General features: G+C 64.6%; 15 protein-coding genes and 1 tRNA gene. 9 read left to right on the top strand and 7 right to left on the bottom strand.

Annotation, left to right across the window (positions count from 1 at the left end):
- The first annotated feature begins 93 nt into the window (after positions 1-93).
- The 6 genes from ACODS5_RS17315 (at position 94) to mqo (ending at position 5,760) form a co-directional block, all read left to right on the top strand.
- The gene (locus ACODS5_RS17315) at positions 94-843 is read left to right on the top strand and encodes an electron transfer flavoprotein subunit beta/FixA family protein (protein ID WP_134691771.1); all 750 of its coding nucleotides are present in this window, start codon (positions 94-96) and stop codon (positions 841-843) included.
- Entirely contained in the window at positions 844-1,773 is a 930-nt protein-coding gene (locus tag ACODS5_RS17310) for an electron transfer flavoprotein subunit alpha/FixB family protein (RefSeq protein ID WP_489109245.1), read from the top strand.
- Positions 1,774-1,862: 89 nt separating this feature from the next.
- Positions 1,863-2,684, top strand: a complete 822-nt coding sequence (locus tag ACODS5_RS17305; RefSeq protein WP_489109244.1) for a substrate-binding periplasmic protein — start codon at positions 1,863-1,865, stop codon at positions 2,682-2,684.
- Positions 2,685-2,693: 9 nt separating this feature from the next.
- On the top strand, positions 2,694-3,047 hold the full coding sequence (locus tag ACODS5_RS17300; RefSeq protein WP_134691768.1) for a DUF4398 domain-containing protein: 354 nt from the start codon (positions 2,694-2,696) through the stop codon (positions 3,045-3,047).
- On the top strand, positions 3,044-3,850 hold the full coding sequence (locus tag ACODS5_RS17295) for an OmpA family protein (RefSeq protein WP_134691767.1): 807 nt from the start codon (positions 3,044-3,046) through the stop codon (positions 3,848-3,850). The genes ACODS5_RS17300 and ACODS5_RS17295 overlap by 4 nt, the downstream gene beginning before the upstream one ends.
- A gap of 335 nt (positions 3,851-4,185) precedes the next feature.
- Entirely contained in the window at positions 4,186-5,760 is a 1,575-nt protein-coding gene (mqo, locus tag ACODS5_RS17290; protein ID WP_489109243.1) for a malate dehydrogenase (quinone), read from the top strand.
- Between the two features lie 45 nt (positions 5,761-5,805).
- Here the strand turns inward: mqo and ACODS5_RS17285 are convergent.
- Together ACODS5_RS17285 and ACODS5_RS17280 are read right to left on the bottom strand one after the other, a co-directional pair.
- Positions 5,806-5,882 (bottom strand) — tRNA-Pro (locus ACODS5_RS17285).
- A gap of 82 nt (positions 5,883-5,964) precedes the next feature.
- The gene (locus tag ACODS5_RS17280) at positions 5,965-6,186 is read right to left on the bottom strand and encodes a YgdI/YgdR family lipoprotein (protein ID WP_134691765.1); all 222 of its coding nucleotides are present in this window, start codon (positions 6,184-6,186) and stop codon (positions 5,965-5,967) included.
- A 177-nt stretch (positions 6,187-6,363) separates the two neighbouring features.
- On the opposite strand from ACODS5_RS17280, the gene moaB reads away from it, so the two are divergent.
- Together moaB and ACODS5_RS17270 are read left to right on the top strand one after the other, a co-directional pair.
- Positions 6,364-6,903, top strand: a complete 540-nt coding sequence (moaB, locus tag ACODS5_RS17275; protein WP_217853722.1) for a molybdenum cofactor biosynthesis protein B — start codon at positions 6,364-6,366, stop codon at positions 6,901-6,903.
- Between the two features lie 22 nt (positions 6,904-6,925).
- Positions 6,926-8,113, top strand: coding sequence for a molybdopterin molybdotransferase MoeA (locus tag ACODS5_RS17270; RefSeq protein ID WP_489109255.1), 1,188 nt, complete (start codon positions 6,926-6,928; stop codon positions 8,111-8,113).
- Here the strand turns inward: ACODS5_RS17270 and ACODS5_RS17265 are convergent.
- Both ACODS5_RS17265 and ACODS5_RS17260 read right to left on the bottom strand, forming a co-directional pair.
- Entirely contained in the window at positions 8,102-9,337 is a 1,236-nt protein-coding gene (locus ACODS5_RS17265) for a glycosyltransferase family 4 protein (protein WP_134691763.1), read from the bottom strand. The two genes, ACODS5_RS17270 and ACODS5_RS17265, sit on opposite strands and share 12 nt — an antisense overlap.
- Positions 9,338-9,400: 63 nt before the next feature.
- Entirely contained in the window at positions 9,401-10,855 is a 1,455-nt protein-coding gene (locus ACODS5_RS17260) for a mannose-1-phosphate guanylyltransferase/mannose-6-phosphate isomerase (protein WP_134691762.1), read from the bottom strand.
- A gap of 272 nt (positions 10,856-11,127) precedes the next feature.
- Here ACODS5_RS17260 and yegS point away from each other — a divergent pair, with 272 nt between their 5' ends.
- Complete coding sequence (gene yegS / locus ACODS5_RS17255; RefSeq protein WP_489109242.1) at positions 11,128-12,015, top strand: lipid kinase YegS; 888 nt, start codon at positions 11,128-11,130, stop codon at positions 12,013-12,015.
- On the opposite strand, the gene ACODS5_RS17250 is transcribed toward yegS, so the two are convergent.
- The 3 genes from ACODS5_RS17250 to ACODS5_RS17240 form a co-directional block, all read right to left on the bottom strand.
- Positions 11,999-12,658: a response regulator gene (locus ACODS5_RS17250; RefSeq protein ID WP_134691760.1), complete on the bottom strand. Its 660-nt coding sequence runs from the start codon at positions 12,656-12,658 to the stop codon at positions 11,999-12,001. The genes yegS and ACODS5_RS17250 overlap by 17 nt on opposite strands.
- Positions 12,648-13,544, bottom strand: a complete 897-nt coding sequence (locus ACODS5_RS17245) for a sensor histidine kinase (RefSeq protein ID WP_134691759.1) — start codon at positions 13,542-13,544, stop codon at positions 12,648-12,650. Before ACODS5_RS17245 ends, ACODS5_RS17250 begins: the two co-directional genes overlap by 11 nt.
- Positions 13,545-13,911: 367 nt before the next feature.
- Positions 13,912-14,424 (bottom strand): histidine kinase, encoded by a 513-nt coding sequence (locus ACODS5_RS17240; RefSeq protein ID WP_134691758.1) that lies wholly within the window; start codon positions 14,422-14,424, stop codon positions 13,912-13,914.
- Positions 14,425-14,751 lie beyond the last annotated feature (327 nt).

The following is a 14,751-nucleotide window of genomic DNA, read 5'->3' as shown; positions in this document are numbered from 1 at the left end:
TCGACACGTTTTTAGAGGTGCCCTTGTACCCACGCGCATTCGCCGGGCAGTCCCCAGGCGATCTTCTTTTCACCGGAGAGTAACGAGGAATCCATGAAGGTTCTTGTAGCTGTCAAACGAGTGGTCGACTACAACGTCAAGGTTCGCGTCAAGGCGGACAACTCCGGCGTCGACCTTGCAAACGTCAAGATGTCCATGAACCCCTTCTGCGAAATCGCCGTGGAAGAAGCCGTGCGCCTTAAAGAGAAGGGCGTGGCGAGCGAGATCGTCGTCGTCAGCATCGGCCCGACCGCGGCGCAGGAGCAACTGCGTACCGCCCTGGCCCTGGGCGCCGACCGTGCCATCCTGGTCGAAGCCGCCGACGAGTTGAACTCGCTGGCCGTGGCCAAGGCGTTGAAAGCCGTTGTCGACAAGGAACAGCCGCAGCTGGTGATCCTCGGCAAGCAGGCCATCGACAGCGACAACAACCAGACCGGCCAGATGCTGGCCGCGCTGACCGGCTTCGCCCAGGGCACCTTCGCCTCCAAGGTGGAAGTCGCTGGCGACAAGGTCAACGTCACCCGTGAAATCGACGGCGGCCTGCAGACCGTAGCGCTGAACCTGCCGGCGATCGTCACCACCGACCTGCGTCTGAACGAGCCGCGCTACGCGTCGCTGCCGAACATCATGAAGGCCAAGAAGAAGCCGCTGGAGACCCTGACTCCGGACGCGCTGGGCGTATCCCTCGCCTCCACCAACAAGACCCTGAAAGTCGAGGCGCCGGCTGCACGCAGCGCTGGTATCAAGGTCAAGTCGGTGGCCGAACTGGTCGAGAAGCTGAAGAACGAAGCGAAGGTAATCTAAATGACTATCCTGGTTGTCGCTGAACACGAGAACGGTGCCGTAGCCCCGGCCACCCTGAACACTGTCGCTGCTGCCGCCAAGATCGGTGGTGATATCCACGTGCTGGTCGCAGGCCAGAACGTCGGTGGCGTCGCCGAGTCCGCCGCCAAGATCGCAGGCGTTGCCAAGGTGCTGGTCGCCGACAACGCGGCCTACGCCCATGCCCTGCCGGAAAACGTCGCGCCGCTGCTGGTCGAGCTGGCCAAGGGTTACAGCCACGTGCTGGCCCCGGCCACCACCAACGGCAAGAACATCTTGCCGCGGGTTGCCGCGCTGCTGGATGTCGACCAGATCTCCGAGATCATTTCGGTGGAATCGGCCGATACCTTCAAGCGTCCGATCTACGCCGGTAACGCCATCGCTACCGTGCAGTCGAACGCCGCCGTCAAGGTCATCACCGTGCGCACCACCGGCTTTGACGCCGTGGCCGCCGAAGGTGGCTCGGCCGCTGTCGAAGCTGTCGCTGCCGCTCACGATGCCGGCAAGTCGGCCTTCGTCGGCGAAGAACTGGCCAAGTCCGACCGTCCGGAACTGACCTCCGCCAAGATCGTCGTTTCTGGCGGTCGCGGCATGGGCAACGGTGACAACTTCAAGCACCTCTATGCCCTGGCCGACAAGCTCGGCGCCGCGGTCGGTGCCTCGCGCGCCGCGGTCGATGCAGGCTTCGTGCCGAACGACATGCAGGTCGGCCAGACCGGCAAGATCGTCGCGCCGCAGCTGTACATTGCCGTCGGTATCTCCGGCGCGATCCAGCATCTGGCCGGCATGAAGGACTCGAAAGTGATCGTCGCGATCAACAAGGACGAAGAGGCGCCGATCTTCCAGGTAGCCGACTACGGCCTGGTCGCCGACCTGTTCGAAGCAGTACCGGAGCTGGAAAAGCTGGTCTGATCCGCCTGCTTCACTTATAAAGAACCCGGCCCGCCCTTGGCGGTCCGGGTTTTTTCATGGCTGTCGTTGCGCAGGTGGGGAGTGGTTGCATGGTGTTTCGTTCGAGCAAGGGGATGCTGGCCTGCGCCTTGGCGCTGCTGTCGAGCCCGGTATGGGCGCTAGGTAAATGCGAACGCCTGGTGGCCACCGGCAGCCCGGATGCGCCGCCGTATTCATGGCAGGACCCGCAAGACCCGAAGCACCTGGTCGGGGCCAATGTCGACTTGCTGCGCCAGGTGGCCGACGAGTTGGGCCTGAAGATCGAGGTGCTGCACGCCGGCAAGCGCGAGCAGGCGCTCGACGAGGTGCGTAGCGGGCGCATCGACCTGCTGCTCGATACGCCGATGCAGGTCACTCAGTTGACCGCCCTGGACTATATCCATCCGGCCTTGCAACTCAACGAGTACCTGGTCTGGACTCGCCACGACGCGGTACTCGAGTTCAACGGCCCGGCAGACCTGGCCCAATACCGCGGCGGCTTGTCAGAGAAGGCGCGGCTGACACCCGCCTTCGAGGCTTTCGCCAAGGCCCAGCTGAAGCTTGCGCCGGCGCAGAACCTTACCCAGGCGTTCCAGAAACTGGTGCTGGGCCAGGTCGACTATGTGCTTGCCGGCCGTTACTCCGGCATGGCCATGGCCCAGAGCCTGGGTGTGAGCGACGACCTGATCGCCAGGGGCTTGCCGGTGGACCGGCCAGGTCTGTACCTGGCGGTGTCGCATAACTCGGCATGCAACGACAGCTGGTTGCGCGGACAACTGGCGAAAAAGCTGACAGAATTACCGATCTCCGGGGCGAGCGAGGCTGTGCTGCAGCGCAATGTGGAGCGCTGGAAAGCGCAGATGCAGGCGTCGCAGGGCGCCCCTAAACAGTAGGAAGAGTGCGTGAGAACCCAACCCCTGATGCTTGCCCTGGCCATGCTTGGCCTGGCCGGTTGTGCCAACGATCCGGCACCTAATGAACAGTTGCGCCTGTCCGAGCAGGCCCTGGAACAGGCCAAGGCTGTCGGTGCCACCGAGCAGGTGGCGGAATTCAAGCTGGCCGAAGACAAGCTGGCCCGCGCCAAGAGCAACATGATCAGTGAGCGCTATCGTGATGCGCGCATGCGTGCCGAGCAGGCTGAGCTGGATGCACGCCTGGCCGAGGCGCGGGTGCTGAATCAGAAAAGCGAGGAGCAGTTGCAGGTCATGCAGTCGCGTATCAAGCGCCTGCGCAAGCAATTGGAGGTGCAGCCATGAGCCGCCTCATGCCCGTCGCGCTGGTGCTGTTGGGCCTGGTCGGCCTGCAGGGTTGCGCCAGCCAGCGCAGCGAGTCGTCGTTGGAAGATGCCAGCGCGGCGTTCCAGAAGGTCAAGGACGATTCCGATGTGTTGCGCAGCGCGCCGCGCGACGTGATCCGTGCGGGCGAGTCCCTGGGGCGTGCCGAACGCCTGGCCGGCTATGTGGGGACTGGCAGCGACGTGCGCCACTACGCCTACCTGAGCCAGCGCTACAGCGAGATCGCCCGCGAGCACGCCAACCTGGCGCTAAGCCAGGAGCGCCTGAGCAAGCTCGACCTGGAGCGCCAGCGTCTGCAACTGGCGCTGCGCGAGGCCAAGTTGGCCAGCGTGCAGCAGCAGGGCAAGTTCGTCGAGGCGCAGATCGCCGCGCTGGCGTCCGAGCAGACCGATCGTGGCCTGGTGATGACCTTGGGCGATGTGCTGTTCGATACAGGCCAGGCGGAGCTGAAGAGCTCGGCAAGCCGCACGGTCCTCAAGCTGGTGCAGTTCCTTCAGCTCAATCCGCGGCGCGTGGTGCGGATCGAGGGCTACACCGATAGCACCGGTGCATCCGAGGACAACCTCAAGCTGTCGCGCGATCGCGCCCAGTCGGTAGCCGATATGCTGGTCGACCTGGGGGTCGATGAAAAGCGTATCCAGGTCGAGGGTTATGGCGACCAGTACCCGGTGGAGGCCAATGCTTCGGAGCGGGGCAGGGCGCAGAACCGGCGGGTCGAGATCGTTTTCTCCGACGACAAGGGCAAGCTCGCGCCGGCGCGCTGAGTCCTGGCACCCGCGCGCAGCGTTGCCAGGCGTGTGCGATCAAGGGCCACTTGAATGCGAGATTACCGGGGCTGCAGCGCAGCCCCGGCAAGTCCCAAGCTCTGTACGAAAAGCCTTGATACTCGTTCGAGTACCCCTTCCTGCGGCTAGGTGCGCGATACTCAAGCTCGCGCAAGAAACGGGGGAAACCCGCCAGCCAGGCGCTGGCATCCAGCTCTTGCATGGCGGTTTGTCGCCATGTCCCCAGCGCTTCGGCCCCCGCAACAGGGGCGCAAACCGGTTGGCACGTTCTTCGCTATCGCCCCCGCGTGAACACCTACAACCGGAAAGATCCAATGAAGAAGTTCCTGCTGACGCTCCTGTGCCTGGGCGTCATCGGTTGCTCCAAGCCCGCCGTCCCAGAAAAGACCGTTGATGTCCTGCTGATCGGCGGCGGTATCATGAGCGCCAGCCTCGGCACCTACCTCGCCGAGCTGGAACCTGCGTGGAAAATCGCCGTCTACGAGCGCCTGGATCAGGTCGCCGAGGAAAGCTCCAACGCCTGGAACAACGCCGGCACCGGTCATTCAGCCTTCTGCGAGCTGAACTACACCAGGCTCGCCGAGGACGGCAGCATCGATATCGGCAAGGCTGTCGAGGTCAATGAACAGTTCGAGCTGTCCAAGCAGTTCTGGGCCTACCAGGTCGAGCAGGGTGTGCTGAGCAACCCGCCTTCGTTCATCAACAATGTGCCGCACATGAGCTTTGTCTGGGGCGATGAGAACATCGCCTTCCTGCACAAGCGCGTCGCGGCGCTACAGCACAGTGCGCTGTTTCGCGGCATGGAAATCACCGAGGACCACGAGCAGATCCGCAAGTGGGCAGCGCTGCTGATCGAAGGCCGTGATCCAGGGCAGCGGGTCGCGGCTACGCGGATGGCCATAGGCACCGATGTCAATTTTGGTGAGATCACCCGCCAGCTGTTTGCCTCGATGACCCGCAATCCCAACGTCAAGCTGCACCTGGGTCAAGAAGTGCGTGATATCAAGCGCAACGACGATGGCAGTTGGAACGTGGTGGTGGCGGATCTGGCCAATTCAGGGCGCGAAGCGGCAGTGAAGGCGCGTTTCGTTTTCATCGGCGCCGGTGGCGGGGCCCTCAAGCTGCTGCAGAAGTCCGGCATCCCTGAAGCCGAAGGTTATGCCGGCTTCCCGGTCGGCGGCCAGTTCCTGATGAGCGACAACCCGGACCTGGTGGCCCGGCATCAGGCCAAGCTGTACGGCAAGGCGTCGGTGAGTGCGCCGCCGATGTCGGTGCCGCATCTCGACACGCGGATGATCGATGGCAGGCAAGTGCTGTTGTTCGGCCCTTTCGCGAGCTTCTCCATCCAGTACCTCAAGCATGGTTCGCTGCTGGACTGGTTCGCCGTGCTGACCACCGACAACATCAGCCCGCTGCTGCATGCCGGCCTCGACAATACTGAGCTCGGCACCTACCTGATGGGCCAGTCGATGCTTGGCTTCGATGAGCGCATGGCGATGCTGCGCGAGTACTTCCCCAACGCCAAGGGCGAGGACTGGAAACTGTTGCAGGCCGGCCAGCGGGTGCAGGTGGTCAGGAGAGACCCCATGCACGGCGGTGTGCTGCAGTTCGGTACCGAAGTGGTGGCCGCGCAGGATGGCAGCATCGTCGCGCTGCTGGGCGCGTCCCCTGGTGCCTCGACTGCCGCGCCGATCATGCTCGGTGTGCTGGAGAAGGCCTTCAAGGAGCGTATCGATACCCCTGCATGGCAGACCAAGCTCAAGGAGATCCTGCCAAGCTACGGCCAGAAGCTGAATAACGACCTTGAACTGATCAACAAAACCCGCGAATGGAGCAGCGCGCGGCTGCAGCTGCTGCACGTGCCGGTGCTGCCGGCTCCTGGGGTTTAGCGCAGGCAACAAAAAGCCCGCGCGCGGCGGGCTTTTTGTCGGATATGGTCGGAGAGACAGGATTCGAACCTGCGGCCTTCTCGTCCCGAACGAGACGCGCTACCTGGCTGCGCTACACTCCGATGTCCGAAATGCTACTGCATCGATTTTTTCAACGCAACCCCTTGTTGCAAAAAGGAGTTGCGCTGAAAAACAGGGGCTGGATCACAGCTCCTTGACGGTACGGATCTGGTCCTTGTTGATGCGCGCGCGCTTGCCGTCGAGCTGCTCGAACTCGTAGAAACCGGAGTCGTCATCGTACTTCGGCGTGTCCACCGCCTGGATTTCGCGACCGTCGTTCAGGGTGATGACGGTAGGCGAGGCGCAGCCGGCGAGGGCGCCCAGGCCCAGGGCAAGCAGGAAGGCGGGAAGGGTCCGTTGGATCATCGTGTTTCTCCAGTGCAATGGTGCTAGATGACATTAAGACGCAGGGCGTCCACGCAAGTTCCTTGCAAAGTGCAGCATAGCGCCATCGTCGGGGCATTGACCAAGAACAAGGCGGCGTTCGTTGTCGGTGGCCTGTGATATAACAGCGCACATTCCCCTCCCGCGTGACGGACCCCCATGAAAGCCAAGGCTGATACCCCCTTCGTGCCGCTGAACATCGCCGTGCTCACGGTCAGCGATACCCGTACCTTCGACACCGACACCTCCGGCCAACTGTTCGTCGACCGCCTGAGTGCCGCGGGCCATCGCCTGGCGGCGCGGGTGCTGCTCAAGGACGACCTGTACAAGATCCGCGCCCAGGTCGCCACCTGGATCGCCGACGAGCAGGTGCAAGTGGTGCTGATCACCGGCGGCACCGGTTTCACCGGGCGCGACAGCACCCCGGAAGCCGTGGCCTGCCTGCTGGACAAGCAGGTCGAAGGCTTCGGCGAATTGTTCCGGCAGATCTCGGTGGCCGACATTGGCACCTCCACTGTGCAGTCCCGCGCCCTGGCCGGCCTGGCCAACGGGACGCTGGTCTGCTGCCTGCCGGGCTCGACCAACGCCGTGCGTACCGGCTGGGATGGCATCCTCGCCGAGCAGTTGGACGCCCGTCACCGGCCGTGCAACTTCGTCCCGCACCTGAAGCAGGCAGCGGCCTGTGACAGCCGTGGTTGAGGTGGCCCCGGCGCGGCCATTGATGCCGCTGGAAGAGGCTCTCGAACGCTTGTTGGCGCTGGCCGAGGCCGCACCTATCACGACGACCGAGCGCGTGGCCCTGGGCGCTGCCGAAGGTCGGGTGCTGGCCTGCGATCTGCTTGCCGGGCTCGATTTGCCGCCCTGGCCCAACAGCGCCATGGACGGCTACGCCCTGCGCCTGGCGGACTGGCAGGGCGAGCCGCTGGCAGTGACCCAGCGCATCTTCGCCGGTCATGCGCCAGAGCCGCTGCAGCCAGGCACCTGCGCGCGGATCTTCACCGGGGCGCCGTTGCCTGAGGGCGCCGATTGCGTCGAGATGCAAGAAAACGCCGAGGTACTCGAGGACGGCCGGGTGCGCTTTGTCGAGCCATTGGCCCTGGGCCAGAACGTGCGCCCCAAGGGGCAGGAAACCCGTGTCGGCGAGTTGGTGATCGCTGCTGGCACGCGCCTGGGCCCGATCCAGCTCGGGTTGGCAGCGACCTTGGGGTTCGCGGAGCTGGAGGTGGTACGCCGGCCGCGGGTGGCGGTGCTGTCGACCGGTGACGAACTGGTCGAGCCCGGCCTGTCGCTTGGCCCGGGGCAGATCTACAACAGCAACCGCCGCCTGCTGGTCAGCTGGTTGCAGCGTCTGGGCTGCGAGGTACTGGACGCCGGCATCCTGCCGGACGACCTCGAGCGTACCCGGCGCTGCCTGGGTGGCCTGGGTGATGTCGACCTGATCCTCTCCACCGGTGGCGTCTCGGTGGGCGAAGCCGACTACCTTGGCCTGGCCCTGCGCGAAGCTGGCGAGCTGGCGCTGTGGAAGCTGGCGATCAAGCCGGGCAAGCCGTTGACCTTTGGTCACTACCAGGGAGTGCCGGTGATCGGCCTGCCGGGCAACCCGGCCTCGACCCTGGTGACCTTTGGTTTGCTGGCTCGTCCCTACCTGCTGCGCCGGCAAGGCGTGAGCAAGGTCGCGCCGCTGTGCTTCAGCGTGCCAGCCGGGTTCGACTGGCCCAGGCCGGGCAATCGTCGCGAATACCTGCGCGCGCGCATCGAGGACGGCCAGGCGCGCATCTACAAGAACCAGAGTTCCGGGGTGCTGCGCAGCGCGGCCTGGGCCGACGGGGTGGTGGAGGTGCGTGAAGGCACAACGCCGCGCCAAGGCGAGCTGGTGACGTTCATTCCGTTCAGCGAGCTACTTGGCTAGCACGCCGCCCAGGGGGCTGTTGCCTGCGGGGGCCAGCTGGGTCAGGCGCATGTGCACGTTCTCCAGTTGCTGGGCGGCGACGCTCCAGTCATGGCGTTGGCGCACGAATGCCCGGCCGGCCTCGCCGAGCTGGCTCATGCGCGCGGGCTGATTGAGCAGTTGCGTGATAAGCAGCGCCAGTTGGCCGCCATCGTCGCTGCCCAGGTAGTGCTCGCCTGTGTTCACGGTCAGCCCCGAAACCCCCTTGCTGGTGGTGATCACTGGCAATCCCGCGGCCATGGCCTCGAGGATTTTCACCTTGGAGCCGCCAGCATGGCGCAATGGCGCGAAGAATAGCGCCGAGCGGCGTTGCAGCTCGCGCAGGTCGGGTCGATAGCCAACCCACTCGATGCGCGGGTCGTTCCAGTGCAGCTTCCAACTGGCCGGCAGGGCGTGCCCGGCAATGGCCAGGCGCACCGCTGGGTTGCTCATCCATACCTGGGGCAGGATCTCCTCCAGTGCCCATTCGATGGCCTCCAGGTTGGCGCCGTACTCGAAGTTGCCGACGAACAGCAGGCGTTGGCTATGCGGGGTGGGGCGCACATCCTGGTAGTGGTCGCAGTCTACGCCATTGACCACCACGTTCACCGGGCGCCCGCTGATCTGGCCGATCAGCTCGGCGTCGTGGGCGCTGACCGCCACTACCTCGGTGGGCTGGCGTAGCACTCGTTGCTCCCAGCGCCGGTAGCGCCAGCGGTCGAAGGCGTTCAGCGGCCGCAGCCACAGGGGTAGGCGGTCGTGGCAGGCGGCGCCCATCACCGATTCCAGGTAGTGCTCGCTGAGCATGTAGGGCAAGCCGCGGGCCTGCAAGGCCTTCTCGAACGGCTGGAAGCTGTAGCTGTGCTCGATCTGGATCACGTCCCAGGGTTCGTCCAGCAGTTGTTCGAAGCGGTGCCGCAGGCAGGGCGCCAGGCCGTTGATGATGGCGCGCATCGGGTAATCGATGATCGGCGAGGCCAGCAGGTTGAGCGGGCTGTGCAGTGCCCGCCGGGGCAGCACGATCAAGCGTTCGACGAATGGCACCAGGGCCTCGCGCGCAGCCTCGCCCAAGGGTACTTTGGACTGCACCAGCAAGGTGATCCGGTGGCCGTGCTGGGCCAGGGCGCGCAGCAGGTGGTATTGCCGGGTCTTGCTGCCGCTGGTGGTTGGCCAGGGCAGGTAGGGCAGGGTCCAGAGTATGCGCATGAGCCGGATTCCTCGCGGTTGGCCGGTTGTCGGCCCAGGATGGCAAGACGCGCCCACTGGCCGTCACCCGAGGGCGGCGGCCGGGGCGCGTCCATAGATATCAGTAAAGCGTACGATGTCGTCTTCGCCCAGGTACTCGCCGCTCTGTACTTCGATCATCACCAGGTCGATCACCCCGGGGTTGGTCAGGCGATGGCTGCGGCCGGGCTTGATGAAGGTGGACTCGTTGGTGTCGAGCAAGAACTCCTCCTCGCCGTTGGTCACGCAGGCCATGCCGCTGACCACGATCCAGTGCTCGCTGCGGTGGTGATGCATCTGCAGCGACAAGGATTCACCGGGGCGCACCATGATGCGCTTGATCTTGAACCGAGGCCCTTCCTCGAGCACGGTGAACAGGCCCCAGGGACGGGTCACGGTACGGTGCAGGCGATAGGCATCATGGCCCTGGCGCTTGAGCCGCTGGGCGATCAGCTTGACCTCCTGGCTGCGCGCGGCGTCGGCGATCAGCAGCGCGTCGGGGGTGTCGATGACGATCAGGTTGTCCAGCCCCACGGCGCCGACCAGGCGCCGGGGCGCGTCGATGTAGCAGTTGCTGACATCGTGCAGCACGGTTTCGCCGTTGCAATGGTTGCCTTGGTCGTCAGCCGGGCGCAGCTCGCGCACCGCTTCCCAGCTGCCGATATCGCGCCAGCCGATGTCGCAGGGCACCACGGCCACTTGGCTGGAGCGCTCCATCAGCGCGTAGTCGATGGACAGGTCGGGGGCCTGGGCGAAGTGCTCGCCGTCCAGCTCCACCTGCAGGTCGCCAGCGCCTGCCTTGACCTGGCTGGCCTCCAGGCATTGGCCCATGTTGAGCAAGACTTCGGGGGCGTGGGCCTGCAGTTCGGCCAGCAGGGTGTCGACGCGCAGGCAGAACATGCCGGCATTCCACAGGTATCGGCCGTCCTTCAGATAACCCAGTGCCGTGTCTGCGTCGGGTTTTTCGACGAAGCGGGCAACCCGATAGGCCTGCTCGTCGAGCGGCTGGCCCTGTTCTATGTAGCCAAAGCCGGTCTCGGCGCGGGTCGGCAGCAGGCCAAAGGTGGTCAGCCAGCCCTGGGAGGCCAGTTGGCGGGCATGCTCGACGGCCTGCTGGAAGGCGTCCTGGTCCTGCACCAGGTGATCGGCGGGCAGTACCAACAGCAGGCTGTCCTCGCCATACAGCCGGGCACAGTGCAGGGCTGCCGCGGCGATGGCGGGGGCGGTGTTGCGGCCGAAGGGTTCGAGGATGAAGTCCAGCGCCAGGCCCTGGGTGCCAAGCTGGCGATATTCGTCCTGGGTGCGGAAGTAGACCTCGCGGTTGGTCACCGTGAGCACGCGTTCCACGCCAGGCAGGGCGCGGGCCCGGCTGAAGGTTTTCTGCAGCAGGCTCATGCCGTCGGGCAGGCGCATGAACGGCTTGGGCATGGCCTCGCGGGACACCGGCCACAATCGGGTGCCGGCGCCGCCAGCGATGATGCAGGGGATCAGAACGCTCATAGTCACAGCCTCGAATCAGGGCGCTGTCGCACAGCGCGAAAACAAGGGAATCACGACCTGCCAGGTATTCGATGACAGAAAGTCAATAAACTGACTTTTACGAGCGGCATCGTCCATGAAGGCCAAATATTTGTCGAATGATGCACCTGTAGCCGCTACCTTTCAATGGTGGCTGTAGGAATTCGTCCTGTTGGGTGTGGGCTGTGGAGCAATCTGCACGCTTGAGTTGTCGAGATTGCGGTAGGGCTTTTCAATCAACAGGGAGCACGACGATGCAGCATTCCAAGGCACTGCTGATCCTGCATGGCAAACAGGCCGGCAACGACGAAGTACGCCTGGCGGTGGGCCAGTTGCGCGAGCGAGGCTGGACCCTGGATGTGCGCCTGACCTGGGAGGCCGGTGATGCCCAGCGCCTGGTCGAGGAGGCCCTGGCCGCCGGTTACGCTCACCTGGTTGCGGGTGGTGGCGACGGTACCTTGCGTGATGTCGCCGAAGCCATGGGGCAGGCGGCGACCCAGGCCAGCCTGGCGTTGTTGCCGCTGGGCACGGCCAATGACTTCGCCAAGGCCGCTGGCGTGCCGCTGACACCACAGGCGGCGCTGGACTTGCTGGAGCAGCCGGCGCAGGCCATTGACCTGGGGCGGGTGGGGGACCAGTTGTTCCTGAACATGGCTACCGGCGGTTTCGGCAGCCAGGTGACCGCCAATACCTCGGAAGACCTGAAGAAGGTCCTGGGCGCGGCGGCCTATCTGTTCACCGGTTTGTCACGCTTCAGCGAACTGCAGGCCGCCGCGGTGGAGCTGCAAGGGCCGGATTTCCACTGGCAGGGGGAGTTGCTGGCGTTGGGTATCGGTAACGGCCGTCAGGCCGGAGGCGGTCATGTGCTGTGCCCGGAGGCCAAGGCCGATGATGGCTTGCTGGATATCGGCATCCTGCCGGCGCCGCAAGAGATGGCCGGCGCGCTGCGCGACCTGCTGGCCGGCGATGGCCTGTTCGTGCGGGCCCGGCTGCCTTGGGTGGAGATCAAGAGCGCCCAGGGCCTGGATATCAACCTCGATGGCGAGCCCTTGCAGGCCGACAGTCTGCGCTTCGAGGCGGTGCCTCGCGCCTTGCGCGTGCACTTGCCGGCGGATTCGCCGCTGCTCAGTCGTCGAGGCTGATGATCCGTTCACGCACGGCGAACAGCACCAAGCCCGCCACGTCGTAGATCTGCAGGCGCTTCATGATCTGCGAGCGATGGGTTTCCACGGTCTTGATCGACAGCCCCAGGCCACTGGCGATCTCGCGGGTGGATTTGCCGCGCACGATCAGGCGCAGGATCTCCAGCTGGCGCGCCGTCAGGTTGTGGCGGTCGTCGCTGGGCTGCTTGCCGCTGTGCGCGCGCAGCAGCGCCTGGTTGATCACGGTGTGGGCGATGGCCGGGCTCAGGTAGCGCTCGTCGCTGCGCAATGCCGCCAGAGCCTGCTCCAGCTCGGTGGCGGTGGTGTCCTTGAGCAGGTAGCCGTGGGCGCCGCTTTCCAGGGCGCGCATGATCAGGTCCGGGTCGGTGTGCATCGACAGGATCAGCACCTTGCACAGGCAACCGTTTGCGCGCAGTTGCGTGAGGGCGTCCAGGCCGCTGGTGGTGCGCATGGAAATATCCAGCAGGACGATGTCCGGGTCCAGGCGCAGAACATGCTCGAGCAACTGGCCACCATCATCGGCCTCGCCAATCACGGTGTAGCCGGGGATGTCCGAGACCAATGCTCGTACGCCTGCGCGGATCAGGGAGTGGTCGTCCACCAGCAGTAATCTACAGGTCATCGGGGGCAGGGGTCCTGGCGCGTTCCTGGCTGCGTGGCGGCCAGGGGAAAAGTGCATCGATTCGGGTGCCTTGGCCGGGCTGGCTGGTGATGCTCAGGCTGCCTTGCAGGGCGGTCACCCGTTCCTGCATGCCGGCCATGCCGCGCTGGCCGGCATCGGCCGGGGCCGGCTCGGGCACGAAACCGTCGCCATCATCCTGGATCGACAGGGCCAGGCCTGCCGGTGTGCGCTGCAGGCGGACCACCAGGTTGCGCGCGCTGGCGTGGCGCAGCATGTTGGTGACCGCTTCCTGGGTGATGCGGAACGCGGCCATGGCCACGTCGTCGTTGATCCCGCCCAGGCGTTGCTGGCACTCCAGGCTCCAGTGCACCTCGGTGTTTTCCAGGGTGCGCAGCAGGTGCGCGCGCAGGCTCGCTTCCAGGCCGAGGCTGGCCAGCTGGCGTGGGTTGAGGATGGCCGAGACGTCACGGACGTTGCCCAGGGTCTGCTCCAGGGTGCTGCGCAAGGTGCCGCAATGCGCTTGCAGCTCTGTCGGTACCCGGCGTTGCAGCCAGTCGAGCTGAAGCTTGGCGGCGGTAAGCAACTGGCCGATGTCGTCGTGCAGTTCGCGGCTCAGGCGCTGGCGTTCACTCTCCTGAACCTGGAGCATGCGGGTTGCCAGTTCCGCCGGGCGCAGGCTGATCGAGCGTGCCCAGTGCCGCAGGTGCCAGCCCGCGCCGATCATGGCCGCCAACTGCAGCAGCAACAGGCTGGCCGAGAGCGGCTGGGTTTGCAGGTAGCACACCAGGTTCGCTGCCAGCGAGGCGACGCACAGCAACACCGTCGTCCAGCGCAGCAGGGCAACTCTGGAGCGGCAACGCTGGAGAAACTTCAAGCGTGGGAGCATAGATAGGGAAGCCACTGAGTTATTGCTGATGAAAGCATTGCACATGCCCAACCCGGGTTATCGGCGTCCCGTTTTGCATCAAGCACTGGGGCTGCGGCCAATCGCCCGCTGTTCAACGGTGCGCATGTTCGAAAGTGCGCATGTTAGCACTTTGATTGAATTTGGTCGCGCGGGGATAACCGCTTGAAACCTCGGAGTTTCCGGGCTGTGGCGGATCGAGCCGGTGGGCGCGCAGCTAGCAGAGTGCCATTATTAAATGATGTTTCCAAAGCGTCTGAATCAACTAAGAATCATCTGCGGGAAAATATTTGGTAAAACTTGATCAACTTGGCAAGTTGTGGCGACTTACTTGTCGCCGCCCACCCGTTTAGTGCGCACGCTCAGGTATGACCAGGCCGTGTGTGGTCTGTCGGTCGCCGGGATGCGGGTGGGTGCAAAGGCTACCCGCTGCATGGCACGGCGCGCACAGTTGTCCACTTGGTTGCCCAAGCAGGCTGGCCAGCTCGCCGAGCAGCTGTTGCTGTTCCTCGGTATCCAGGTCGAGGCGACCGCAGTGCGGGTCGACCAGTTCCAGTTGCCAGGCCAGCAGGGTCAGGCAGGCCGTCAGCGCCGGCAGGGCTGGACCGTGCAGATGCTGCTGGGCACAGGCAGGGGCCAGCACTTGCTGCAGGGTGCGGGTGTAGTGGGCGATTTCGACCAGGCCAAGTGCGTCGGCGCGCAAGGCCAGGGTGTCGAGGGTTTCGGTGAGGCAGTGGCAGGCGTCGGCGTCGTTGTCGATCAGTTCCAGGTGCTGCAGGCACTCCTGGGCCCTGGCCAGCAGGACCTGCGCATCTTGCAGGAAGTCCGGCACGGCGCCGTTGTGCAGTGGCGTGCTATCCATCATGGCTCCCCGGTGTCAGGGATTGGCCACACCAAGATGATCGCTAGCAAAAGCCTGACTCCGTTCATGCATTGAGAATGGCGTCACATTAATGGCTAATGGATATCGCGAACATCAGGTTGCACCCGATTGCTACTAAGGGTTTCCCTGATGCAGATTCAGGGGGGCTGTTCGTCGGGGGAGGCACGAAGGGGTGGCGTGGCAGCAGTAAAGCATGATGGTAAAGTGATATCAATCACCCTGCATGGCTTTTTCCATCAGGGGTCAAGCTGGGGCGGCATCCGCCGATACAGGGCTGATGCAACCACTTTTTCCGACTCAAGCCTG

This window comes from Pseudomonas sp. FG47, assembly GCF_057809115.1.
Note: the sequence above shows the minus strand (reverse complement) of the source record. Positions and strands in the feature narration are given on the sequence as shown.

Coding starts and splice junctions, on each gene's coding strand:
- ACODS5_RS17280 (WP_134691765.1), bottom strand. CDS start 6,186: ATGATCCAACGGACCCTTCCCGCCTTCCTGCTTGCCCTGGGCCTGGGC.
- mqo (WP_489109243.1), top strand. CDS start 4,186: ATGAAGAAGTTCCTGCTGACGCTCCTGTGCCTGGGCGTCATCGGTTGC.
- ACODS5_RS17265 (WP_134691763.1), bottom strand. CDS start 9,337: ATGCGCATACTCTGGACCCTGCCCTACCTGCCCTGGCCAACCACCAGC.
- ACODS5_RS17245 (WP_134691759.1), bottom strand. CDS start 13,544: ATGCTCCCACGCTTGAAGTTTCTCCAGCGTTGCCGCTCCAGAGTTGCC.
- ACODS5_RS17270 (WP_489109255.1), top strand. CDS start 6,926: ATGCCGCTGGAAGAGGCTCTCGAACGCTTGTTGGCGCTGGCCGAGGCC.
- ACODS5_RS17250 (WP_134691760.1), bottom strand. CDS start 12,658: ATGACCTGTAGATTACTGCTGGTGGACGACCACTCCCTGATCCGCGCA.
- yegS (WP_489109242.1), top strand. CDS start 11,128: ATGCAGCATTCCAAGGCACTGCTGATCCTGCATGGCAAACAGGCCGGC.
- ACODS5_RS17295 (WP_134691767.1), top strand. CDS start 3,044: ATGAGCCGCCTCATGCCCGTCGCGCTGGTGCTGTTGGGCCTGGTCGGC.
- ACODS5_RS17305 (WP_489109244.1), top strand. CDS start 1,863: ATGGTGTTTCGTTCGAGCAAGGGGATGCTGGCCTGCGCCTTGGCGCTG.
- ACODS5_RS17240 (WP_134691758.1), bottom strand. CDS start 14,424: ATGGATAGCACGCCACTGCACAACGGCGCCGTGCCGGACTTCCTGCAA.
- ACODS5_RS17310 (WP_489109245.1), top strand. CDS start 844: ATGACTATCCTGGTTGTCGCTGAACACGAGAACGGTGCCGTAGCCCCG.
- moaB (WP_217853722.1), top strand. CDS start 6,364: ATGAAAGCCAAGGCTGATACCCCCTTCGTGCCGCTGAACATCGCCGTG.
- ACODS5_RS17315 (WP_134691771.1), top strand. CDS start 94: ATGAAGGTTCTTGTAGCTGTCAAACGAGTGGTCGACTACAACGTCAAG.
- ACODS5_RS17260 (WP_134691762.1), bottom strand. CDS start 10,855: ATGAGCGTTCTGATCCCCTGCATCATCGCTGGCGGCGCCGGCACCCGA.